Below are 21,941 nucleotides of genomic sequence, written 5' to 3'. Positions count from 1 at the left end.
AATGGATAGAGTGCCTGAACCGGAATTGATGAATGACCCAGAGCAAGTGCACGCCTATTCAAGTGCAGATTTTGAGGTTGCGCATCAATCTATAATCGAAAACTTCAGCCAAATCTTTCCAGATGATCCATCGCAAAATGTACTTGATCTAGGTTGCGGTTCGGGTGATGTTACGGTGCGTTTTGCGCATCAATTTCCCAACTGCAAAATTGATGCCGTCGATGGCGCAGAAGAAATGCTCAAACAAGCAACACTTTTAATTGAGCAAGAATCGTTATCAGAGCGAATAACGCTGCATCATCAACAATTACCAAATTGCACTTTTGAAAACGAATCGTTCGATGTAATTATTTCCAACAGCTTATTACATCACTTACATGAACCGCAACACTTATGGTCAATCATTAAGCAGTTAGCTACTAATGAAACAAAAATTTATGTATGTGATTTGTTTCGTCCTGATACAGCACAAGAAGCAAGTGAATTAGTTGATCAATATGCGAACAAGGAACCAGAAATTTTACGCAAAGATTTTTATAACTCTTTATTAGCAGCCTTTACGCCGGATGAGGTGCGCACACAGATTGATAATGCGAAATTAGATAGCTTGAACATAGATGTCGTTAGCGACCGGCATATGCTTATTTACGGATACTTATAGTGGGCCTAAAATTAGTGTCCCCAATATAATGGACAAGCAAACTGAAATAATTTACAGCTTACCCAGCGATGCAGAATTAATCGCATTGTTTACGCGTGTTAAAAGCATTGCGGTAATAGGGTTATCACCGAAAGCAGATCGACCTAGCCATCGAGTAGCTAAACATATGCAAGAGTTTGGTTTTGATATCATACCGGTGCGGCCAGCAGTGAAAGAAGTGCTAGGTGTAAAGGCTTATACTTCTTTGCTAGAAATTCCATTCGAAGTGGATTTAGTGAATGTATTTCGAGCACCAAAGTTTATAGCAGGTGTTACTGAACAATGTATAGACAAAAAAGTTAGCGCATTGTGGTTACAAGAAGGTGTAATTGATATAGAAAGCGCTAATCAAGCATGTAAAGAAAACATCTTTACGGTTATGGATAAGTGTATTTACAAAGAGTATGTTCGTTTAATGAAGTAAGGTTTGTAGTGCTCTAAAGAATATTCTTAACGAATAGGTTTAATTAACAATTTTTTACTACCATATAGAATAAACTGTTATGCAATTTCGATTTGCAAAAATGCACGGATTAGGTAATGATTTCGTCGTCTTCGATGCTGTGAATCAAGACCTGCAACTTTCTAGCGAAAAAATACGTTGGATAGCAGATCGAAAATTAGGAGTAGGATGCGATCAAATTTTAGTCATAGATTCTGCTACCGATGCAGATGTTGATTTTAATTATCAAATCTACAACAGCAATGGAAAGGAAGTTGAGCAATGCGGAAATGGAGCACGGTGTGTCGGAAGGTTTCTTGCATTGAATGGACTAACGAATAAAACATCGATAAACATCAAAACAATGAGTGGTGTATATCAAATTTTTCTTCGTGAAGACGATATGGTAACTGTGAACATGGGTGCGCCCATTTTTGAACCTGAAAAAATTCCATTTTCAGCGAGCACACAGGCATCGAGTTATGAAATCGATGTGGATGGTGAGCAAGTGGAGATTGGAGCAGTTTCAATGGGTAATCCTCACGCAGTACTCCAGGTGAATGATGTTAATCATGCACCGGTAGAAATTTTAGGCCCCAAACTAGAGAAGCACTCGATGTTTCCGAACAAAGCCAATATAGGCTTTATGCAGGTTTTGAACCCGCAACACATCGCTTTACGTGTATTTGAAAGACACGTGGGCGAAACCAGTGCCTGTGGCACCGGTGCATGTGCAGCAGTTGCAGTTGGGCAGACACAGGGTCTGCTTGATAAAAATGTAACCGTAGACTTGCCTGGTGGAAGCTTGCAAATAGAGTGTGAAAACAATGCTGCTCCAGTGCTAATGACTGGACCCGCACAATTTAGTTTTGAGGGGAGCCTAAACTTATGACAACGCAGACCAAGCCTAAAGTATCCACTACAGCCGAAGTCCCAGCACCAAAAGCAAAGATTACACGTGATCATGTTGCACGCTACTTGCGTACACACAGTGATTTCTTTACGCATCACGCAGATCTGATCGAAACGTTGGCTATCCCACATGAAACAGGAGTGGCCGTCTCGTTAGTTGAGCGTCAAGTCGAGCTATTACGCAATAAGAATAAAGAGCTTGATCAAAAGTTACATCAGCTCATCAAGGTGGCAAAAGACAATGAAAAAGTCAGTACGCGCCTGCATACCATCACGCTTGGTCTAGTATCTATTCGAGGCTTTGATGAGACACTTAGTGGCATTCACGATTTAATGCACACAGATTTCCCAGGCACTAAGGTAAATCTACGTTTATTTGATGTATTACCTGAAACTGCAGTGAAAGATTGCGCGGAAATGGAAAAAACGTTGCAAAAATCTAAACTTGTCCAGGATCTATTCTCTAGTCGTCGACGTGGTGTAGCGTTTCTTACTAAACGCCAAATTGAAAACGTGTTTGATAACGAAAATCAGGAAAAGCCCATTCGCTCAGCGGCTGCAGTCGCATTAAAGAAAGATCAACAGCTAGGCGTATTGTTTTTAGGCAGTACCGATGCCAACCGTTTTCAAAATGGTATGGGAACATTGTTCTTAGGTAATTTAGGTGAAATACTGGGTTCTAAGTTGCAACAATACACTCCAGTTGCGGTTTAAACGTTAAATATAAATCTATTTCATCTTGATTATTAAGTTAAGAAATACCAATTAACTTAAATTACGTTCGCTTTATCTAGCAAAAAAACTATAAAAATATACAAACGCTATAAATAAGTGCTAACGTTGTATTTTATTTAGCCAGGTTTCTTAAACCCAGGTTTGTTTATGGCAGTAGTTACTAGTCCAGAAATTGGGCAACCCAAAGAAGTAAAACAGTCAACGCAAAAACTTTTTCAACGTTATCTACGTTATCTCAAAGATGAACGTCGCTATTCCCCAGCTACGTTAGATAGCTATCAAAGAGATCTTCACCAATTCATAGATTTTATCAATGCAGTCAATGTTACCGATTGTTGTGATGTAGACAGCCTGCATGTTCGCAATTTTGCAGGTTCACGTCGTCGTCGTGGTGTATCAGCCAGAAGCTTGCATCGTTCCTTAAGTGCTATTCGAGGTTTTTATACCTTCCTGCAACGCGAGCAGTTAATCGAAAACAATCCTGTTGCTGATGTCGGCGGGCCCAGTATTGAGAAAAAATTACCCAACCTATTAGACGTAGATGAAATTAACCGTCTGCTAAACGAAGGTCCACAAAATCCTCTTAAGCTTCGAGATTACGCAATGATAGAACTCATGTATTCATCGGGTTTGCGTTTGGCGGAAATGGTGAATTTAAATTTAGATGCCATTGATCTCACTCAAGGACAGGTGCAAGTGTTAGGTAAAGGCAATAAAACGCGTTATTTACCAATAGGCGCCAATGCATGCAAAGCCTTAAATAGATGGCTAGAAGCGCGACCTAATATTGTTGCTGAAGGTGAGCTAGCCGTATTTATTAATAATCGCGGTAATCGTTTATCGCCACGTGCGGTTCAGCAGCGTATGGCACAAATAGGTAGAGAGCAGGGCTTAGATAAGCATGTGCATCCACATATGTTGCGACATTCTTTTGCCAGTCACTTATTAGAATCGAGTGGAGATCTAAGAGCTGTACAAGAAATGCTAGGCCATGCTGATATCAGTACCACGCAAATCTATACCCATCTCGATTTTCAGCATCTGGCCCAGGTGTATGACAAAGCCCATCCACGTGCGAAGAAATCACAAAAGCTAGATAGCACCACAGAAAATTCCTTCCCTAAAGACGATTAAATCTCACTTTTAATCGCGTAAAAACCGCAATTGGTTTCATTACACAAGGGTTCCCTTGAAAAAGGGTTATAGCGCTCCAATGTAGAATAAATGAGAATGTATATTCTGCTTATTCACTGAAACCCTCAATGGAATCAAACCAATGACCACGATTGTATCGATTCGTCGTAACGGCAAAGTAGCGCTCGGTGGTGACGGCCAAGTATCCCTAGGCAACACCATCATGAAAGGCAATGCGGTAAAAATTCGGCGCCTGTATAAAGATAAAGTTATTGCAGGTTTTGCCGGCGGCACGGCAGATGCATTTACCTTATTCGAACGCTTTGAAACAAAACTAGAACAACACAATGGGCACCTGACTCGCGCGGCGGTAGAGCTCGCTAAAGATTGGCGCACCGATCGTATGTTGCGCAAACTAGAAGCCTTACTTGCGGTGGCAGACGACACTGCATCACTCATCATTTCTGGTAATGGTGATGTAATTGAACCGGAAGACTCATTGGTCGCGATTGGTTCGGGCGGACCGTTTGCTCAATCTGCAGCGCGCGCACTGTATGAGAATACCGAACTGAGTGCGAAAGAGATTGTAGAAAAATCTTTAAACATTGCTGCCAGCATTTGTATCTACACCAACACCAGCATTTCTATAGAAGAACTATAGATACCAAATAAACAAATTACAGATAGAACGAATATATATGTCAAACATGACGCCACGAGAAATCGTACAAGAACTCGAAAAACACATCGTTGGACAAGATGAAGCCAAGCGTGCAGTGGCTATCGCATTGCGCAATCGTTGGCGGCGTCAGCAATTGTCTGAAGAGTTACGGGTAGAAGTCACACCGAAAAATATTTTAATGATTGGTCCAACCGGTGTAGGTAAAACCGAAATTGCACGCCGCTTAGCAAAACTTGCTAATGCTCCATTCATAAAAGTAGAAGCGACAAAATTTACTGAAGTAGGCTATGTAGGTAAAGAGGTTGATTCAATCATTCGTGATCTGGTCGATACTGCAGTAAAAATGGCGCGAGAAACTGAAAAAGATAAAGTGCGCTTTCGTGCAGAAGAAGCAGCCGAAGAACGTATTCTAGATATTTTGGTGCCGTCACGTGTGGACCCTTCCGAAGACAAGCCTGATTACAATGCTGAAACCCGTCAAAAGTTTCGTAAAAAACTTCGCGAAGGCGATCTAAACGATACCGAAGTAGAAATTGATCTAGCGGCAACACCAGTAGGGGTTGAGATCATGACCCCACCAGGTATGGAAGAAATGGCAGATCAACTTACCGGAATGTTTAAAAACATGAACACCGGTAAAAAGAAAACTCGCAAGATGCGCATTGAAGAAGCCATGAAGGCGTTAACCGAAGAAGAAGCACATAAATTGGTGAATGAAGAAGAGTTAAAAGCCCACGCGCTAGAGAGTGTTGAGCAAAATGGCATCGTGTTTTTAGACGAGATCGATAAAGTCGCTAAAAGTGGCCAAACCAGTGGCGCTGATGTGTCGCGTGAAGGGGTGCAACGCGATTTATTGCCATTAGTTGAAGGCTGCACGGTCAACACTAAATACGGCATCGTCAATACTGACCACATTCTGTTTATTGCCTCCGGTGCCTTCCATGTTTCTAAGCCATCTGATCTTATTCCTGAGCTACAAGGTCGTTTACCGATTCGCGTAGAACTCAAAGCCTTATCTGTAGATGATTTTGTACGTATTTTGACAGAGCCGGATGCTTGCTTAACCGAACAATACACAGCACTCATGAATACTGAAGGAGTCACGCTAGATTTTGCAGAAGACGGTGTGCGAAAAATTGCCCAAGTCGCGCATGATGTGAATGAATCTACTGAGAATATCGGTGCACGCAGACTGCATACGGTCATGGAACGTCTACTCGAGAGTATTTCCTATAATGCTCCAGATGAAAGTGGCAAGTCATTTACAGTTGATGCAAGTTTCGTTGACGAAAACATCGGTGAGCTCGTGAAAGATGAAGATCTCAGCAGATATATACTTTAAAGGATTACAGAAATGGCCATAGCAACTCCAACCAACATTCAATTACATCAAAAATCTCGCATACTCGAGATTGAATTTGATGATGGCCAGAAATTTGAGCTAAGTTGTGAATATTTACGCACCCACTCACCTTCAGCAGAAGTGCAAGGTCACGGACCCGGGCAAGAAAAACTTCAAATTGGTAAAGAAGATGTAAACATTACCGCGATAGAGCCAGTCGGCAACTACGCAGTGGTACTAGTGTTTGATGACAACCACAGTTCCGGTATTTTTTCCTGGGACCATTTGCATAACTTAGGGACAAATAAAGAAGCGAACTGGACTAGATATTTGGAACGTTTGAAAGAGGCGGGGCATGAGCGTGAACCCAAGGACGGGTGAATATGAGGCGCATCAGGGATGATGCATCAAATTAAATCTTTCTTTGCAAATGCCCGCTTTCGGCCAATAGCGGACATATTTACTTCTCTGCTTCTCTGATTACATCACTCACAATTTGCATTGCAGATTTGTCATATTTTGCATTCCAAGTAATGGTACTAGTGCCTTCTTCATGACTAATCTTAAATGGAATTTTATTATCAGATAGTTTTTTTGAAATCTTTGATGCGACTTTTTCATTTACTACAGCACCTTTTTTAGTCTCATCACTTAGACCCCAAATTGACTCTTTCGCAGCTTTAATTTTGCTTCTTTCTGAAATTGGATAGTGTATTTGCCCATGCTCATTCACACGGTAAGTCACACCTTCATCATCAAGAATTGCAATAAACCTATCATGTGATTCAGCATCATAAATTTTTGTCATTTCTTCTGGTTCTGGTTGAACTGAGCATGAAATAACAAATAAATAAAATATGATGATGAGGTAATTTTTTATAATCTCTACTCTCATATCTGACTTTTATGAATAATTTATAATGTCCGCTTTGGGTCGTAAGCAGTCATTTTCTGTCTAATGCAGATAGATAGATGCACTATCTACGTACAGCCAAAAATACACCTATCCCCATAAAAATGAGCCCAGCAAAACGTTGTATGGAAATAGGATGATGTAAAGCTCCCAACAAACCAAAGTGGTCAATAATTGCCATCGATATGAGTTGGCCTAACAATACAAATGCAACAGCATTTCCAACACCAAACTTTGGCGCAACCCAAGTCATTCCTAGAATATATAAAACTACGAACAACCCGCCTAAATAGTAATAAATTGGAACCGGTGAAACAGGAGCAAGTTTAGGGGTACCCTCGGTGATAAACAAGAAACATAAAGAAGCTACGATAGCCACTAGTAATGAGATTGTTGCCGCTAATGCTGGGCTTTGGAATTTTGTTCCTAATTCCCCGTTCAATGCCGCAAATATAGGAATTCCTAAACCTGCAACCAACATTAAGATTGCATAAAATAATGGATGATGTAATCCGTTCATTTCGTAACACCTTTCAGTTGAAGATTACCACTCAACTATTTCGTTTATTGCGAAAGTTAGTTATGGGTAGTAAGCAGTCATTAACCCATGTCCCACCACGCTACCAACACAAATCCAATAAAACAGATTAGTGTAACGAGGGAGTATTTCGATTTTCTTTGTTTTTGGCGAATAGGGTCGAGTGCGATCCAGGTGGACACTACAATGCCAATAAAAAATATCACCATAAGTATGGAGGGTATTTTTAATTCAGCTAATGATTCCATTCTGAAATTCCGAAAAACCAACCTGTTGGAGGTAACTCTAGCAAATTCAATCTAATACTAGCAGCACTAAATCTAATCCCCATTGACCGCTTATTTTGTTTAAACTGGGTAGATATTTTGCCAAGAAAGTAAGACAGATAAACAGTCCCATGCCAGAAGAAATTAGACAAGCCAAATCCACGCACTTTGGCTACCAAGACGTAAGCCCTGAAGAAAAGACTGAGAAGGTAACGGCGGTGTTTGAATCGGTGGCAGGTAATTACGACATTATGAATGATGTGATGTCATTCGGTTTGCATCGGGTATGGAAACGGCATTTTGTGCATCTGGCTAATATTCGTCCGCATTTTCAGATTTTAGATCTGGCCGCAGGTACCGGAGACATCTCTGCATTACTTGCCCCAAAGCTTGGCGACCGAGGTTCCATTACCCTGTGTGATCCGAATGGTGCAATGCTGGAAGAGGGTCGTCAGCGGATGGTGGACAAGGGCCTGCTAAAGAATATTCACTATGTACAAGCCATGGGGGAAGATCTTCCGTTTCCGGAGGGTCATTTTGATCGCGTGACCATTGCATTTGGTTTACGTAACTTCACGGATAAAGACAAAGCATTGCGCACGATCTTTAAGTTACTTAAACCCGGTGGTCAGTTAATGGTGTTGGAGTTTTCTAAACCTAAATCATGGTTGCAAGGTGTGTATGACACCTACTCATTCAAGCTGTTACCAAAAATGGGTGAGCTGATTACAAAAGATGCCGAGAGTTATCAATACTTAGCCGAATCAATTCGCAAACACCCTGACCAAGAAACTTTAAAGTCGATGTTTGAAGCAGCTGGTTTTGAGAAATGTGATTATTTAAATTTGAATGGCGGCATTGTTAGTATTCATCGCGGTCACAAGCTATCTCTTTAAGTTATTAAGTTATGCTCCTTACGTTAATCAACAATGCGCTGAAGAAGTATTTAGACAGCGATCCTGAAATTGCGGCGAAATTAAATAAGTTTGAAGGCCAATGTTTGTTGGTGCACTTAACTGATATTGAAAAAGAATTTATAGTCACACCCGTTATTGTAGGTGTTGTGGTAAGCGAACAAATAGTAGATGAAGATACTTCATATAAAAGCGACCTAAATATTACGACCACCATACATTCAAATATCATCAGTCTTGCAAGAATGGGTTTGGGTGCTGAATATCAGTCGATGTTAAATAGTGGTTCGTTAAAAATTGAAGGCGATGTGGAGTTTGCGAATCAACTGCGTTCGATCTTTATGCAAGTTGATATCGATTGGGAAGAAGTGGCTTCTAAATATGTTGGTGATTCGGTTGCTTACCAAGTGGGTTTGTTTGTTAATAAATTTAAAAATTATAAAAAGCGTTCGGTAGATAATTTTCGTTTAGATGTAAGTGAATATTTGCAAGAAGAGTCACGCATTGTGCCTACTAAAGTTGAGTTAGACCGCTTTATGAGTGGTGTGGATCATTTAGATGCCCATGTGCAGCGTTTAGAGGCACGTATTCAGCGCCTGATGGATTCAAAAGAGTTGAGTAAATAAGAATAAAAATGCGCTATTTACGTTTACTATTCCGAATTTTTCATATTAACCTTGTCTTGTTTCGGCATGGCTTAGAAGAAGTATTACTGAATGTGCCGTTTTTCCGCCCGATTCGTTTTATTTTATTTTTAATGCCATGGCATTGGTTTCGTAAATTAGAAACCAGTCACGGCGCGCGAATTCGTCGTGCTTTAGAAGATCTAGGGCCTATCTTTGTTAAGTTTGGTCAAGCCTTGTCTACACGACGTGACTTGCTGCCTGAAGACATCGCAGATGAGTTGGCCAAGCTGCAAGACCAAGTTCCACCATTTGATGGAGCTATCGCCCAAGAGATTATTGAAAAGGCCTTAAAAAAGCCTGTTTCTGAAGCATTTTCTGAATTTAGTGTTGAGCCCTTAGCCTCTGCATCGATAGCCCAAGTGCATTGTGCGACCTTGCATGACGGCAAAGAGGTAGTGGTAAAAGTTTTGCGGCCAGGGGTCGAGAAAAGCGTTCGCAAAGACCTTGAACTGATGCATGCATTAGCATCCATTGCGCATCGCTATTGGGAAGATGGTCGTCGACTTCGACCTAAAGATGTAGTCGATGAATACGAACAAGTCATCATGGATGAGTTAGATTTAATGCGTGAGGCGGCGAATGCAAGTCAGCTGCGCAAAAACTTTGAAAACTCAACCGACTTATATGTGCCGGAAGTTTATTTTGATCTTTGTCACCGTAACGTAATGGTGATGGAGCGTATCCATGGAATTCCTGTAAATGATATGAAGGCGTTACGCGAGCACGGCGTGAATTTACAAAAGCTTTCTGATCGCGGTAGCCATATCTTTTTCACGCAGGTGTTTAGTCATAACTTCTTTCATGCAGACATGCATCCTGGAAACATTTTTGTTTCCTATGAAAACCCTGAAGATCCAAAATACATCGGGGTAGATTTTGGCATAATGGGAACTTTAGCGTTAGAAGATCAACGCTATCTTGCGGAAAATTTATTAGCGTTTTTAAATGCGGACTATCGCCGTGTTGCTGAATTACATTTAGAGTCGGGCTGGGTGCCGCCAGATACACGTGTCGATCAATTTGAATCTGCGATTCGCACAGTTTGTGAGCCAATATTCCAAAGGCCACTAAGTGAAATTTCGTTTGGTAGTTTATTGCTACGCTTATTTCAAACTGCGCGCCGCTTTAATATGGAAGTGCAGCCTCAATTGGTGTTATTACAAAAAACCTTACTGAATATTGAAGGCTTAGGTCGTACCTTGGACCCAGATTTAGATCTTTGGAAAACGGCAAAACCATTCTTAGATCGTTGGATGAGCGAACAAGTAGGTCCGCGTGCATTAGCATCCGGTCTACGTAAACAACTACCGCGTTTAGCAGAGCGCCTGCCAGAAATGCCAGACTTGATTTACAACACTTTGAAGACCTTTGAGCAGGGGCAAACCAGACTTGAAATGCATAGTCAGGAACTTATAGAGCTTCGAAAAGAGATTAAAAATTCCAATCGGAATTTGTTGTTTGCGCTAGCGCTAGGTTTTGTTGGCGTTATTGCTGCGATGTGGTTTTTTTAGATTTGTAATTATGGATGTTACTCCAATTTTAGATCCTCTTAACGAGGCGCAACGTGAAGCCGTAAGTTGCGATACCGTGCCTGCTTTAATTATTGCCGGTGCTGGCAGTGGTAAAACCCGTGTGTTGGTGCATCGTATTGCCTGGTTATGCGAAGTCGTAGGAGTGTCGCCGTTTAGTATCCTGGCTGTAACCTTTACTAATAAAGCAGCCGCGGAGATGCGTGCTCGTGTCGAAGAGTTATTGAATAATCGTTTAGGTGGAATGTGGATGGGTACCTTCCATGGTATCTCACATCGTTTGTTACGTGCGCATTGGCAAGAAGCTAATCTTAAGCAGAGCTTTCAAATATTAGATAGTGGCGATCAAATACGCTTAATGAAGCGTGTAATCCAAGGTATGGGTTTAGATGACACTAAGTGGCCTGCCAAGAATGCGTGTTGGTTTATCAACTCGCAAAAAGAAGAAGGCCTGCGCCCAAAAGACATGCATGACCATGGCGATATTACGCAACGCCAGCTGATAAAAATTTATGCAGCCTATCAAGATGCTTGTGAGCAAACGGGCTTAGTCGATTTTGCAGAGCTATTGTTACGTAGTTTGGAATTATTAAAGCATCGACCTGAAATTCTTGCGCATTATCAAACTAAGTTTCGTCATATTTTAGTGGATGAGTTTCAAGATACCAACTCCATACAATATCAGTGGCTGAAACTGCTTGCTGGCGAGCAAAACCCTATATTTGCAGTAGGAGATGACGATCAGTCAATTTACGGTTGGCGCGGTGCACGTGTAGAGAATATTCAAAACTTTGAGAAAGATTTTAAAGACTCACAGCTTTTTAAACTAGAACAAAACTACCGATCTACTAACAATATTTTATCCGCTGCCAATTCTTTGATTGATAACAATCAGGGTCGTATGGGTAAGAAGTTGTGGACCGATGGTGACGATGGCGACCCGATTTATTTATACGCCTCATTTAATGAGCAAGATGAGGCACGCTTTGTTGCCGATAAACTTAAGCAATGGTTAGATACCTGTAGTGGTCGTCGTGATGATGTTGCGATTCTGTATCGTTCCAATGCGCAGTCACGTATGTTTGAAGAAATATTTATATCGCAAAGTATTCCATACAGAGTGTATGGCGGTTTACGATTTTTTGAACGTGCAGAAATTAAAGATGCTCTAGCGTATTTGCGTTTAGCGAAAAATATTGATGATAATCCGTCTTTCGAACGTATCGTTAACGTGCCAACGCGAGGCATCGGTCAACGTACGGTTGCTGTGGTACGTGATTTTGCTAAACAACATCAACTTACCATGTGGCAAGCAGCGGAAAAAATTCTGCAATCTAGTCTGCTGGCTGCACGTGCTTCTAATGCACTTGTACAGTTTATGAATTTAATGGTCAAGCTTTCTAAAGAAATTACAAATTTGGAATTAAGTGAGCAGGTTGATCATATAATTCAAGTATCCGGTTTAGTTGCGCATCACGGTAAAGATGCTAGTGAGAAAGCCAAGTCGCGAGTAGAAAACTTGGAAGAGCTTGTGGTGGCAGCTCGTGGATTTGTCGTAGATGACGATTTATATGAAGGCATGCCGCCATTAGATGCATTCTTAACACATGCAGCGCTTGAAGCGGGCGAAGGTCAAGGTGCCCAGTGGGATGACTGTGTGCAGTTAATGACGCTACATGCCGCGAAAGGTTTAGAGTTCCCGTTAGTATTCTTAGTGGGCTTGGAAGATGGTTTATTTCCTTCCAGTATGTCAATGGAAGAACCTGGCCGTTTAGAAGAAGAACGCCGACTTTGCTATGTAGGCATTACGCGTGCACGACAACAGTTAGTAATGACCTATGCAGAATCTAGGCGTCAATACGGTACCGATAACTACAATCCACCATCGCGTTTCCTAAGCGAAATACCGGGTGAATTGATTGCAGAGGTACGTCCTCGATCAACTGTGACACAGACGGCTCCAGCCCAAACGGTTAGTATGATGATGAATGGTGCTAGAGCGAATAGCGAAGCATTGAACGACACGGGTATTAAGATTGGAGGGCGAGTATCGCATGCAAAGTTTGGTGAAGGGGTTGTGCTAGATTGCGAAGGCAAAGGTAGCAGTGCACGAGTGCATGTACATTTTGAATCGGCAGGTAGTAAATGGTTAGTGCTTGCCTATGCAAACTTAAATGTAATCGCTTGATGTGCATCTTTAAATATGCATCAGGTTATATATTTCACATACGTTAAGTGAGTTGATTATGCAAAGAAGAAAATTTTTACAATATGCGGGTGCCACTGCATTTACGGGTACAACAGCAGGTCTTGCTGGTTGTGGCGGAAAAGAAAAGGACGCACAGCCTTCTACTACAGCTATTGCTAACGATAAAACTTTTGAGTGGAAAATGGTGACCACTTGGCCGAAGAATTTTCCTGGTTTAGGCACGGGTGCTGAATTTTTAGCTGAACAAATTAATGCCATGTCGAATGGCCGCATCAACGTAAAGGTGTATGGTGCAGGCGAGCTTGTACCGGCGTTTGAAATTTTTGATGCCGTGGCAAGTGGCTCGGCACAAATGGGCCATGGTTCGGCGTATTACTGGAAAGGAAAAAATTCTGCGCTACAGTTTTTTTCTACTACGCCGTTTGGAATGACGGCGATGGAGATGAATGCATGGCTATACCATGGCGGTGGAATGGAGTTATGGCAAGAAGCCTATAAGCAATTTGGTTTAGTGCCCGCTGCAGCAGGAAACACCAATGTACAAATGGCCGGTTGGTTTAATAAAGAAATCAATACACTTGAAGACCTAAAAGGTTTGAAGATGCGTATACCGGGTTTAGGTGGAGAAGTGTTAAAACGTGCAGGTGGCACACCGGTTAATCTTCCTGGTGGTGAATTATTTACTTCATTGCAGTCTGGCACCATTGATGCAACAGAATGGGTGGGCCCTTATAATGATTTAGCTTTTGGTTTTCATAAGATTGCTAAGTACTACTATTATCCTGGCTGGCATGAGCCGGGCACTACGCTAGAGTGTTTTATAAATCAAAGCGCCTTTGATGAATTGCCAGAGGACTTGCAGTCTATTGTGATGACTGCCTGCCGAGTGGCTAACCAAGATATGTCTTTAGAATATATAGCACGCAACAATGATGCTTTAGAGACATTAGTGAATGAGCACAATGTAGAATTGCGTAAATTACCGGATGACGTAATCAGCAAGTTGGCGGTATTATCGAAAGAAGTGACCGCAGAATTGGGCTATACCGATCCATTGGCACGTAAGATATATGATTCATATACCGACTTTTTCAATAAATCACGTGCCTGGTTAGATATTTCCGAACGTGCCTACTTGAACTTACGTAGCGGATAGACTAAAACACGGTCTGAGTATTTGAATTTAATAATAACCATAATAAAAGTACAGGAAAGGAGAACGCACAGTGGATGATCTTTTTATCAAATGGCGCACCATGTGGGATGCCAAGGAATACACCATCCAATTATTTTTCCTGTTTAATTTTTTAACGGCACTTTATGTCGCTTCACTGCCATTACGATCTGGCGGTAAGGATATTACTGCGATGAATCGCAGCATTATGATCGGGTTTGGAGTAGGCTACGCAGTATTAGTGGTATTCGCATACTTCCAACTTATACCAACTTTCTCACCGTACAGCTAAGTAGAAAATCATTTAATAATAAAACGGCGCCCAGATAATCTATTTGGGCGCCGTTTTTTTTTGCAAAATATTTACTAAGAATAAAACTTCTGAGGCAGCCATGTGGCTAGCTCAGGGAAGTAAGCAATTAGCATTAATGCAATCACTTGGATGGCTATGAAAGGCGCCACGCCACGATAGATTTGTTTGGTTTGAATTTCTTTGGGCGCAACACCACGTAAATAAAATAATGCAAAACCAAACGGTGGGGTCAGGAAAGAAGTTTGTAAATTAATCGCAATCATTATGCCTAGCCATACTGGGTCTACTCCGAGCGTGAGTAAAACCGGTCCTACGATGGGCACGACTACAAAAGTGATTTCAATAAAGTCGAGAATAAAACCTAATAAAAACATCAATAGCATCACGATAAAGATAGCTGCAAACGTGCCACCGGGTAATTGTGTAAGCAGTTCGTGTACTGCGGCATCACCGCCATAACCACGGAACACTAAAGAGAAAATTGAAGCACCAATAAAAATCATAAACACCATGCACGTTACGCGAACGGTACGCTGCATTACATTTGTTAAGCATTGCAAGTCAAGTCGACGATTAAGTAGTGCTAAAAATAATGCTCCTACTGCGCCAACCGATGCCGCTTCAGTAGGCGTGGCTACGCCTTTGATAATCGAGCCTAATACCAGAACAATTAATAAAATAGGTGGAACCAAAGCGAGTGTGACGCGTTTAAGCCATGCGGTTAAGTTAATGTCTTCGTGTTTTGGAAGCGCTGGCATTGCATTAGGTTTTGTCCAGGCTATAAAAATCAAATAAATAAGATACAGTCCTACCAATAGCAGTCCTGGAATGATTGCGCCTACGAATAAATCACCTACCGATACAGTGTCGGGTGAGAAGATGCCTTGGCTTAGTTGTGATTGTTGATATGCAGATGAAAGAACATCTCCAAGTAAAACTAAAATAATCGAAGGCGGGATGATTTGACCCAGAGTGCCGGATGCACAAATAATTCCCGTGGATATTTCAGGCTGATAACCTCTTTTCAACATGGTGGGTAACGATAATAAGCCCATAGTCACAACGGTCGCACCGACAATGCCTGTGCTGGCAGCCAATAACATGCCAACAAGTACCACGGAAATTCCCAGCCCACCTCGCAATGAACCAAACAAAGAAGCCATAGTGTCGAGCAATTCATCAGCAATTTTAGAGCGCTCTAACATCACACCCATAAATACAAACAGTGGTACTGCGATAAGTGTTTGATTGGTCATAATGCCGAATAGGCGACTTGGAAAAGCTTGTAGTAGTGCAGGATCGAAAGTGCCGGTAAGGATTCCTGCAAAGGCAAACATTAACGAAACACCTGCCAGTGTGAACGCTACTGGGTAACCAAATAACAACACACAAATGACCGCTAGAAATAATATGAATGCAATAATTTCCATTTTATTTCTTAATTAATTTTCGATTAGTTTGTTTTAATATTTAGCCAGGCACGTACGGCTAAAGAAATAGCTTGTAAAAAAAGTAACACTGCCATTAATGGGATAAAGGTTTTTAAAATGTAAACAAAAGGGAGGCCGCCTGCCTCGCGAGAACTCTCAAGTAACTTCCAAGAATTCATTACATAATCAAAACTTACCCAAAGGATAAAACCTGCAAAGGGGAGTAATAAAAACAAAGTGCCAAATAAGTCTACTTTTGCTTTATTGCGCGTCGACATATCTTGATAGAAAATATCTACACGCACATGTTCATTGTATTTTAGGGTATATGCACCTGCGAGCATGAATACAAATGCATGTAGATATGTAGTGGATTCTTGTAATGATATACGGCCAAAGTTAAAGCCATAGCGCAGTACCACCACCAGGAAAGTTATAAATACCATCACTAAAATTAACCATGCGGCGAGTTGGCCAACACGCTCATTTAGCGCATCGATTTTGTTGCAGATATTTTCCAAAACCAAGAGGCTTCCTTAGAGAATAATTTCAGGTGTCCAATTTATGCGTGAGAGCAAGATGTTTTTGAATACATCAGGATCTTTAATGTGAGTTATTTCCCCATCCTTGGGAAAGATTTTATCTTGTAAGCGCGAAAGCCAAAATCTAAGTCCTGCAGCTCTAAGCATATACTGCCATGTAATAACTTCGCTTGAAATTAAGCTTCGCTGGGCTTGGTAAGCAGTCATTAATTCAGTGTAAGAAGAAATATCTAGATCACCATTCTCTTTACTACACCAGTCATTTATGGTGACGGCTAAATCATATAGCAAGGTGTCATTACAGGCGTAATAAAAATCTATTATTCCAGTTAAGGCTTGGTCCTTAAACATTACATTGTCACGGAATAAATCTGCATGGATTACGCCTTTTGGTAAATCTTCAGGCAAAGATTGTTTTCGATGTTGAATTTCTTGTTCAAGTAGCATTTGCTCATCACTTGATAGATGACTAAATATTCGTTCTGCAGTTTTTTCTGCCCATGAAATACCACGTGGATTTTCTAATACACTTTGAAATGTATCGCCTAAGGTATGTATCTGCGCTAGTGCATGCCCTACTGCAGAACAATGAGTAGTATTTGGCTCTAGAACATTTTTACCTTCTAAACGCCGGACAATCGCTGCAGGTTTATCTTTTAAAACACGCACATAATCATTATGCAAGTCTGCGATGGGGTGTGCAGTTGGCATACCATGGTCTGATAGATGTGCCATGAAATTTAAATAAAACGGTAACGTATCAAATCCGACTTCTTCAAAAATGGTTAAAACAAATTCACCATTTTCAGTGGTAACAAAATAATTAGTATTTTCGATACCCGCGTTGATACCTTGGTAGCTTACTAATGCACCTAAGGAATAATTACTTAGAAAAACTTCAAGCTCAGATTGCTCGATGTTTGTGTATACGGACATGCTGTTTAACTGTAATTCTTATATTTGCTATTGAGAATACTTTGGTTTATCTCGATATTTCGTTAAAAACATCTTTGCCTCGTAGCGACCAATGCGCTCACAAATTAGAATTTTCATAAGAGAAAGATAATTTTTATTACTAAATTCGATCAACAATTAAGCTATCAGATACCTGATGCAAGATGTGGAATATATTTAACCACTTTCATGTTTCAAATTTAGCGACATGATAACGTTCCAGCTGACTGATCACTAGCAATAACTTCTTAATCCATGGCAAAAAAATCACAATCAAATTCGCAATCAAAATCTAAGCCGCCAATTGTTTTAGTCGATGGTTCTTCATATCTGTATCGCGCTTTCCACATACCTAACCTGCAAAACTTGGAAAATTCTGAAGGCATGCCTACCGGCGCTATTCGTGGCGTGATCAGCATGTTGAATAGATTGCTCGGAAATGAAAAACCAAGCCATATTGCGGTCGTGTTTGATGCTAAAGGTAAAACCTTCCGTCATGACATGTACAAAGAATATAAAGCCAATCGGCCTCCAATGCCTGATGAGTTACGCGTTCAAATTGAACCTCTGCACGACATGGTGCGCGCTCTGGGTTTACCACTAATTTGTGAAAGCGGCGTTGAAGCAGACGATGTGATCGGTACTTTAGCAAAACAAGCATCGGAACAAGGATATGAAGTTTTGGTTTCTACTGGCGATAAAGATATGGCACAACTGGTTAATGGCCAAGTCACCTTGGTTAACACCATGACTGATACAAAAATGGATGCCGATGGAGTGATGGGTAAGTTTGGTGTTGCACCGCATCAAATCATTGAGTATTTGGCATTGATGGGCGATAAATCTGACAACATTCCAGGTGTGCCAAGTGTTGGGCCAAAGACTGCGGCCAAATGGCTGAATGAATATGAAACTTTAGATGAAATCATTAAAAATGCCGATGCAATTAAAGGTAAAGTCGGCGAAAAATTTCGTGCACATATCGATCAACTACCTATGTCAGTTGACCTCACTACAATTCGTTGTGATCTAGAGTTATCCACCAGTATTGATGAATTAAAGATCCAAACAGAAGATGTGCCAAAGCTAAGACAGCTATATTCACATCTCGAATTTAAAACTTGGTTAAAAAAGTTAAACGAAGAACATGGTGATGCTGATCGCGATGATGTAAGTGCAGAATCTTCTGAAAGTAGTGAAGCTGTAAAATTTGCTGAAATAGAAAAAGCTTCCTATGAACTTATTCTAACTAAAAAAGATTTTAATCGATGGCTGAAGAAACTTCAGCAAGCTAATTTAGTGGCTTTTGATACGGAAACAGATAGTTTGGATTATATGCGAGCAAATGTGGTGGGTTTGTCTTTTGCAATTGAGGCGGGCGAAGCAGCCTATGTGCCACTTGCCCATAACTATCCAGGTGCGCCTGAGCAATTAGATCGGGATGAGGTGTTAAAAAGTCTTGAGCCAATTTTGAATGACAGTAAGGCTAAGATTATAGGCCATAACTTAAAGTACGATCGTAGCGTTTTATTAAATCATGGCATTCAACTCAATGGCATCCAGCATGACACGATGCTGGAATCCTATGTGTGTAATTCAGTTGCTAGTCGACATGATTTAGATACTTTGTGTGAAAAGCACCTGCAACACACCAATATTCATTTTGAAGATGTTGCAGGGAAAGGTGTTAAGCAAATTACCTTTGACCAGGTTGATTTAGGCGTGGCACTTGATTACGCAGCGGAAGATGCAGATATGGTATTACGTTTGCACCAAGAGTTTTGGTCTGAGCTAAGCACAAAGAAAAAGCAAAAAGTGCTTTATGAAACTATCGAGCTGCCTATGTTGAAAGTACTTTCCAATATCGAACGAAATGGGGTGCTGATAGATGATAAGCAACTTGCTAAGCAAGGCAAGCAATTAACTAAAAGAATAACTGAAGTGGAAAAAATAGCATTTGAATTAGCGGAAGGTCCGTTTAATTTAAGTTCGCCTAAACAGATACAAGAAATTTTATTTGAAAAGCAAGGAATACCGGTTATTCGCAAAACACCAAAAGGGCAGCCTTCTACCGCAGAAGATGTTTTGCAGGAACTAGCAGTAGATTATCCATTGCCTAAAATAATTTTAGAGCACCGTACTTTAAGTAAACTGAAATCAACCTATGTAGATAAACTACCTGCGTTAATTAATACTAAAACCAAGCGTGTACATACCTCATATCATCAAGCGGTGGCGATTACGGGGAGATTGTCTTCTTCTGATCCAAATTTACAAAATATACCCATACGCACTGAGGAAGGTAGACGTGTGCGACAGGCTTTCATTGCACCAAAAGGTTATCAAGTGTTGGCTGCGGATTATTCGCAAATTGAGTTACGTATTATGGCGCACCTATCTCAAGACGAAAGACTGTGCGAAGCATTTGCACAAGGTGAGGATATCCATCGTGCAACTGCAGCGGAAGTGTTTGGTCTTGGGCTAGATAAGGTTGAGTCAGAACAGCGTCGTGCTGCGAAAGCAATTAACTTTGGTTTAATCTATGGTATGTCAGCATTTGGATTAGCTAAGCAATTAGGTATTACGCGAACTGAAGCTCAACAATATGTAAGTTTATATTTTGAACGCTACCCCGGCGTGAAAAAATATATGGATGGTATCCGCGAGCTCGCGCGTGAACAGGGCTATGTCGAAACATTGTTTGGTAGAAGATTGTATTTGCCAGATATCAATAATAAAAATGTACAACGTCGCCAATATGCAGAACGCACTGCAATCAATGCACCTATGCAAGGCACCGCGGCAGATATTATTAAACGCGCCATGATTAACATAGATGTTTGGCTGCAAGATAAAAAATCAGTCAAAAAAATCGCTGGGCAACCCGAATGCATCATGATTATGCAGGTACATGATGAATTGGTTTTTGAAGTAGAAGAAAGTGTGATTGGTTCGACAAAAGAAAGTGTCATTGAGCAAATGGAAAGCGCTGCAGAACTATCGGTACCATTAGTTGTAGATGCAGCCATTGGTAATAATTGGGATGAAGCTCACTAGCACAGATTCAGCTATCAGTTAGTTACCTATATGCGTAGCAGTATTGCGCAGTTAAAATTCCCACTTATCATATTGGCCTCACCATTTATCTTGCCTGATACGCAGAGTCGTAACGTAGAAATATAATTCTGGTTAATTCACTTGGAGTTGGAACGCTTTACAAAGTGAAGATTACTTACTCTCTATAGGACGGATAATGATAAGGAACATCATTACTGCAGCCATACTTCTAGCGGCTTTAGTATCTATGGCATCCATCGCACAGATTGCGAGCGCCGTTGAGCCAGAATTAAATTTAGATATTTCTGCTTATAAAGATAATGTAGCCACTTCGAGCAGTGCGTCTGCTCATCCATTCTCATGGACACCCGATTTGTCACAACAAGCAAGAATCATTAAGTTGTATGAGCATATGATTATGCCTAATACTATAGATACCACTGGTTTTCCTGTTGAATCTGCGGCACATGAGCAGCGCCTAATATCGTTTGAAATATATCAAGGCGATGGCTTAGACGAGTTGCGTCAAAGGTCTAAATACCACAATAGCCTTACACTTCCAGATGAAGACCCCGAAGCGTATGGGATCACGGTAAAGCAACGATTTTAGCTTTTTAAGATTTCTCCCTGCTGTTTACTACAGGTATGGCACCAAAAAGCTGTCTATTTATTAGCCGATATGACCACCAATTTATGCCATTTTTAGCGAACTTTTTTTAGTAACGATCCTCTAACTTATAACGCAATAGCGTTACCCGCTTCCCTCCCTTAGCGGGACAAAAAGACTCGGGTTCCCCAACCGAGTCAATTTTAGCCCCGGTTACCTAATGTTTAACCGGGGCGCTTTTTTTCATACTCATCGGTCATGGCTGCATCTAACCACGCTCTAATTTTATTTTGGGCCTGGCTTAAGCCTATTTGTTTGGTGGCGGAGAACGTTTGTATGCCGAATTCAAAACCTTCTTGTTCAAGTTTAGAGCTGACTTGAGTCATGGTTTTTACCGTATGGTTTCGATTAACTTTATCGGCTTTGGTTAACAAGATATAAAGTGGGAGATGGTTATGACTTGTCCAGCGAATCATAGTCCAATCAATTTCAGTCAGTGGATGACGTATATCCATCAGCAAGATTAGCCCACATAGTGGATTTCTATGCATCAGGTACGTCTCCATTAACTTTTGCCACTGTTGTTGCACTTTAACGGGTGCTTTGGCATAGCCATAGCCTGGCAGATCGACCAAACAGGTGTCACCGTCTAACTTAAAGAAATTGACTAATTGGGTGCGACCTGGGGTTTTGCTTGTGCGAGCTAGCGAGTTTTGACGGCAAAGCGTGTTAATCGCACTCGATTTGCCCGCGTTAGAACGCCCACAAAATGCGATTTCGGCTTTGATATCATTTGGGAAGTCTTTCTCAGAAGATGCGCTGCGCAAGAATTGTGCTTTGGAAAGCAAGGTAGTCATTTAGA

General features: G+C 41.1%; 23 protein-coding genes. 16 read left to right on the top strand and 7 right to left on the bottom strand.

The annotated features are described in order from the left end of the window. The first annotated feature begins 1 nt into the window (after nucleotide 1). The 8 genes from GKR92_09295 (at nucleotide 2) to GKR92_09260 (ending at nucleotide 6,328) form a co-directional block, all read left to right on the top strand. Entirely contained in the window at nucleotides 2–661 is a 660-nt protein-coding gene (locus GKR92_09295; protein QMU61879.1) for a methyltransferase domain-containing protein, read from the top strand. A gap of 28 nt (nucleotides 662–689) precedes the next feature. Beyond that, nucleotides 690–1,124 carry a CoA-binding protein gene (locus GKR92_09290; GenBank protein QMU61878.1) on the top strand — a complete coding sequence of 145 codons (435 nt, stop codon included), beginning with the start codon at nucleotides 690–692 and terminating at the stop codon, nucleotides 1,122–1,124. A 79-nt stretch (nucleotides 1,125–1,203) separates the two neighbouring features. Continuing rightward, a complete protein-coding gene (dapF, locus tag GKR92_09285) occupies nucleotides 1,204–2,034 on the top strand; it encodes a diaminopimelate epimerase (protein ID QMU61877.1) in 831 nt (276 codons plus the stop codon). Next, a complete protein-coding gene (locus GKR92_09280) occupies nucleotides 2,031–2,768 on the top strand; it encodes a DUF484 family protein (GenBank protein QMU61876.1) in 738 nt (245 codons plus the stop codon). Before dapF ends, GKR92_09280 begins: the two co-directional genes overlap by 4 nt. 168 nt (nucleotides 2,769–2,936) lie before the next feature. Next, on the top strand, nucleotides 2,937–3,923 hold the full coding sequence (xerC, locus tag GKR92_09275) for a tyrosine recombinase XerC (GenBank protein QMU61875.1): 987 nt from the start codon (nucleotides 2,937–2,939) through the stop codon (nucleotides 3,921–3,923). A gap of 142 nt (nucleotides 3,924–4,065) precedes the next feature. Then, nucleotides 4,066–4,584: an ATP-dependent protease subunit HslV gene (hslV, locus tag GKR92_09270; protein ID QMU61874.1), complete on the top strand. Its 519-nt coding sequence runs from the start codon at nucleotides 4,066–4,068 to the stop codon at nucleotides 4,582–4,584. Between the two features lie 37 nt (nucleotides 4,585–4,621). After that, on the top strand, nucleotides 4,622–5,947 hold the full coding sequence (hslU, locus tag GKR92_09265) for an ATP-dependent protease ATPase subunit HslU (protein ID QMU61873.1): 1,326 nt from the start codon (nucleotides 4,622–4,624) through the stop codon (nucleotides 5,945–5,947). A 12-nt stretch (nucleotides 5,948–5,959) separates the two neighbouring features. After that, on the top strand, nucleotides 5,960–6,328 hold the full coding sequence (locus GKR92_09260) for a DUF971 domain-containing protein (protein ID QMU61872.1): 369 nt from the start codon (nucleotides 5,960–5,962) through the stop codon (nucleotides 6,326–6,328). 79 nt (nucleotides 6,329–6,407) lie between these two features. Here GKR92_09260 and GKR92_09255 read toward each other — a convergent pair whose 3' ends face one another. From GKR92_09255 to GKR92_09245, 3 genes are all read right to left on the bottom strand, one after another. Beyond that, nucleotides 6,408–6,755, bottom strand: coding sequence for a hypothetical protein (locus GKR92_09255; GenBank protein ID QMU61871.1), 348 nt, complete (start codon nucleotides 6,753–6,755; stop codon nucleotides 6,408–6,410). Nucleotides 6,756–6,924: 169 nt separating this feature from the next. Next, nucleotides 6,925–7,380, bottom strand: coding sequence for an EamA-like transporter family protein (locus tag GKR92_09250; protein QMU61870.1), 456 nt, complete (start codon nucleotides 7,378–7,380; stop codon nucleotides 6,925–6,927). An 80-nt stretch (nucleotides 7,381–7,460) separates the two neighbouring features. Further along, nucleotides 7,461–7,646, bottom strand: a complete 186-nt coding sequence (locus GKR92_09245; GenBank protein QMU61869.1) for a hypothetical protein — start codon at nucleotides 7,644–7,646, stop codon at nucleotides 7,461–7,463. 149 nt (nucleotides 7,647–7,795) lie between these two features. On the opposite strand from GKR92_09245, the gene ubiE reads away from it, so the two are divergent. The 6 genes from ubiE to GKR92_09215 all read left to right on the top strand — a co-directional run bounded on the left by ubiE (nucleotide 7,796) and on the right by GKR92_09215 (nucleotide 14,468). Continuing rightward, on the top strand, nucleotides 7,796–8,560 hold the full coding sequence (ubiE, locus tag GKR92_09240; GenBank protein ID QMU61868.1) for a bifunctional demethylmenaquinone methyltransferase/2-methoxy-6-polyprenyl-1,4-benzoquinol methylase UbiE: 765 nt from the start codon (nucleotides 7,796–7,798) through the stop codon (nucleotides 8,558–8,560). Nucleotides 8,561–8,571: 11 nt separating this feature from the next. Continuing rightward, nucleotides 8,572–9,204: a hypothetical protein gene (locus tag GKR92_09235; protein ID QMU61867.1), complete on the top strand. Its 633-nt coding sequence runs from the start codon at nucleotides 8,572–8,574 to the stop codon at nucleotides 9,202–9,204. An 8-nt stretch (nucleotides 9,205–9,212) separates the two neighbouring features. Beyond that, nucleotides 9,213–10,775 carry a ubiquinone biosynthesis regulatory protein kinase UbiB gene (gene ubiB, locus GKR92_09230; protein QMU61866.1) on the top strand — a complete coding sequence of 521 codons (1,563 nt, stop codon included), beginning with the start codon at nucleotides 9,213–9,215 and terminating at the stop codon, nucleotides 10,773–10,775. Between the two features lie 10 nt (nucleotides 10,776–10,785). Next, complete coding sequence (uvrD, locus tag GKR92_09225) at nucleotides 10,786–12,981, top strand: DNA helicase II (GenBank protein QMU61865.1); 2,196 nt, start codon at nucleotides 10,786–10,788, stop codon at nucleotides 12,979–12,981. Between the two features lie 58 nt (nucleotides 12,982–13,039). Further along, nucleotides 13,040–14,158, top strand: a complete 1,119-nt coding sequence (locus GKR92_09220) for an ABC transporter substrate-binding protein (GenBank protein ID QMU61864.1) — start codon at nucleotides 13,040–13,042, stop codon at nucleotides 14,156–14,158. Between the two features lie 70 nt (nucleotides 14,159–14,228). Continuing rightward, nucleotides 14,229–14,468, top strand: coding sequence for a hypothetical protein (locus GKR92_09215; protein ID QMU61863.1), 240 nt, complete (start codon nucleotides 14,229–14,231; stop codon nucleotides 14,466–14,468). A gap of 74 nt (nucleotides 14,469–14,542) precedes the next feature. Here GKR92_09215 and GKR92_09210 read toward each other — a convergent pair whose 3' ends face one another. The 3 genes from GKR92_09210 to GKR92_09200 all read right to left on the bottom strand — a co-directional run bounded on the left by GKR92_09210 (nucleotide 14,543) and on the right by GKR92_09200 (nucleotide 17,397). Beyond that, entirely contained in the window at nucleotides 14,543–15,919 is a 1,377-nt protein-coding gene (locus GKR92_09210; GenBank protein QMU61862.1) for a TRAP transporter large permease subunit, read from the bottom strand. 23 nt (nucleotides 15,920–15,942) lie between these two features. Then, complete coding sequence (locus GKR92_09205) at nucleotides 15,943–16,365, bottom strand: TRAP transporter small permease subunit (GenBank protein QMU62764.1); 423 nt, start codon at nucleotides 16,363–16,365, stop codon at nucleotides 15,943–15,945. Between the two features lie 90 nt (nucleotides 16,366–16,455). Beyond that, complete coding sequence (locus GKR92_09200; protein ID QMU61861.1) at nucleotides 16,456–17,397, bottom strand: homoserine kinase; 942 nt, start codon at nucleotides 17,395–17,397, stop codon at nucleotides 16,456–16,458. A gap of 273 nt (nucleotides 17,398–17,670) precedes the next feature. On the opposite strand from GKR92_09200, the gene polA reads away from it, so the two are divergent. Together polA and GKR92_09190 are read left to right on the top strand one after the other, a co-directional pair. Next, entirely contained in the window at nucleotides 17,671–20,472 is a 2,802-nt protein-coding gene (polA, locus tag GKR92_09195) for a DNA polymerase I (protein ID QMU61860.1), read from the top strand. A 196-nt stretch (nucleotides 20,473–20,668) separates the two neighbouring features. Further along, complete coding sequence (locus GKR92_09190) at nucleotides 20,669–21,082, top strand: hypothetical protein (GenBank protein ID QMU61859.1); 414 nt, start codon at nucleotides 20,669–20,671, stop codon at nucleotides 21,080–21,082. A gap of 221 nt (nucleotides 21,083–21,303) precedes the next feature. On the opposite strand, the gene GKR92_09185 is transcribed toward GKR92_09190, so the two are convergent. After that, complete coding sequence (locus GKR92_09185; protein ID QMU61858.1) at nucleotides 21,304–21,936, bottom strand: YihA family ribosome biogenesis GTP-binding protein; 633 nt, start codon at nucleotides 21,934–21,936, stop codon at nucleotides 21,304–21,306. Between the last annotated feature and the right edge of the window lie 5 nt (nucleotides 21,937–21,941).

Source organism: Gammaproteobacteria bacterium (assembly GCA_014075255.1).
GTDB lineage: Bacteria > Pseudomonadota > Gammaproteobacteria > UBA4575 > UBA4575 > JABDMD01.
This window is presented reverse-complemented; position numbering and strand designations above follow the sequence as displayed.

Coding starts and splice junctions, on each gene's coding strand:
- GKR92_09295 (QMU61879.1), top strand. CDS start 2: ATGGATAGAGTGCCTGAACCGGAATTGATGAATGACCCAGAGCAAGTG.
- GKR92_09290 (QMU61878.1), top strand. CDS start 690: ATGGACAAGCAAACTGAAATAATTTACAGCTTACCCAGCGATGCAGAA.
- dapF (QMU61877.1), top strand. CDS start 1,204: ATGCAATTTCGATTTGCAAAAATGCACGGATTAGGTAATGATTTCGTC.
- GKR92_09280 (QMU61876.1), top strand. CDS start 2,031: ATGACAACGCAGACCAAGCCTAAAGTATCCACTACAGCCGAAGTCCCA.
- xerC (QMU61875.1), top strand. CDS start 2,937: ATGGCAGTAGTTACTAGTCCAGAAATTGGGCAACCCAAAGAAGTAAAA.
- hslV (QMU61874.1), top strand. CDS start 4,066: ATGACCACGATTGTATCGATTCGTCGTAACGGCAAAGTAGCGCTCGGT.
- hslU (QMU61873.1), top strand. CDS start 4,622: ATGTCAAACATGACGCCACGAGAAATCGTACAAGAACTCGAAAAACAC.
- GKR92_09260 (QMU61872.1), top strand. CDS start 5,960: ATGGCCATAGCAACTCCAACCAACATTCAATTACATCAAAAATCTCGC.
- GKR92_09255 (QMU61871.1), bottom strand. CDS start 6,755: ATGACAAAAATTTATGATGCTGAATCACATGATAGGTTTATTGCAATT.
- GKR92_09250 (QMU61870.1), bottom strand. CDS start 7,380: ATGAACGGATTACATCATCCATTATTTTATGCAATCTTAATGTTGGTT.
- GKR92_09245 (QMU61869.1), bottom strand. CDS start 7,646: ATGGAATCATTAGCTGAATTAAAAATACCCTCCATACTTATGGTGATA.
- ubiE (QMU61868.1), top strand. CDS start 7,796: ATGCCAGAAGAAATTAGACAAGCCAAATCCACGCACTTTGGCTACCAA.
- GKR92_09235 (QMU61867.1), top strand. CDS start 8,572: ATGCTCCTTACGTTAATCAACAATGCGCTGAAGAAGTATTTAGACAGC.
- ubiB (QMU61866.1), top strand. CDS start 9,213: ATGCGCTATTTACGTTTACTATTCCGAATTTTTCATATTAACCTTGTC.
- uvrD (QMU61865.1), top strand. CDS start 10,786: ATGGATGTTACTCCAATTTTAGATCCTCTTAACGAGGCGCAACGTGAA.
- GKR92_09220 (QMU61864.1), top strand. CDS start 13,040: ATGCAAAGAAGAAAATTTTTACAATATGCGGGTGCCACTGCATTTACG.
- GKR92_09210 (QMU61862.1), bottom strand. CDS start 15,919: ATGGAAATTATTGCATTCATATTATTTCTAGCGGTCATTTGTGTGTTG.
- GKR92_09205 (QMU62764.1), bottom strand. CDS start 16,365: ATGGTATTTATAACTTTCCTGGTGGTGGTACTGCGCTATGGCTTTAAC.
- GKR92_09200 (QMU61861.1), bottom strand. CDS start 17,397: ATGTCCGTATACACAAACATCGAGCAATCTGAGCTTGAAGTTTTTCTA.
- polA (QMU61860.1), top strand. CDS start 17,671: ATGGCAAAAAAATCACAATCAAATTCGCAATCAAAATCTAAGCCGCCA.
- GKR92_09190 (QMU61859.1), top strand. CDS start 20,669: ATGATAAGGAACATCATTACTGCAGCCATACTTCTAGCGGCTTTAGTA.
- GKR92_09185 (QMU61858.1), bottom strand. CDS start 21,936: ATGACTACCTTGCTTTCCAAAGCACAATTCTTGCGCAGCGCATCTTCT.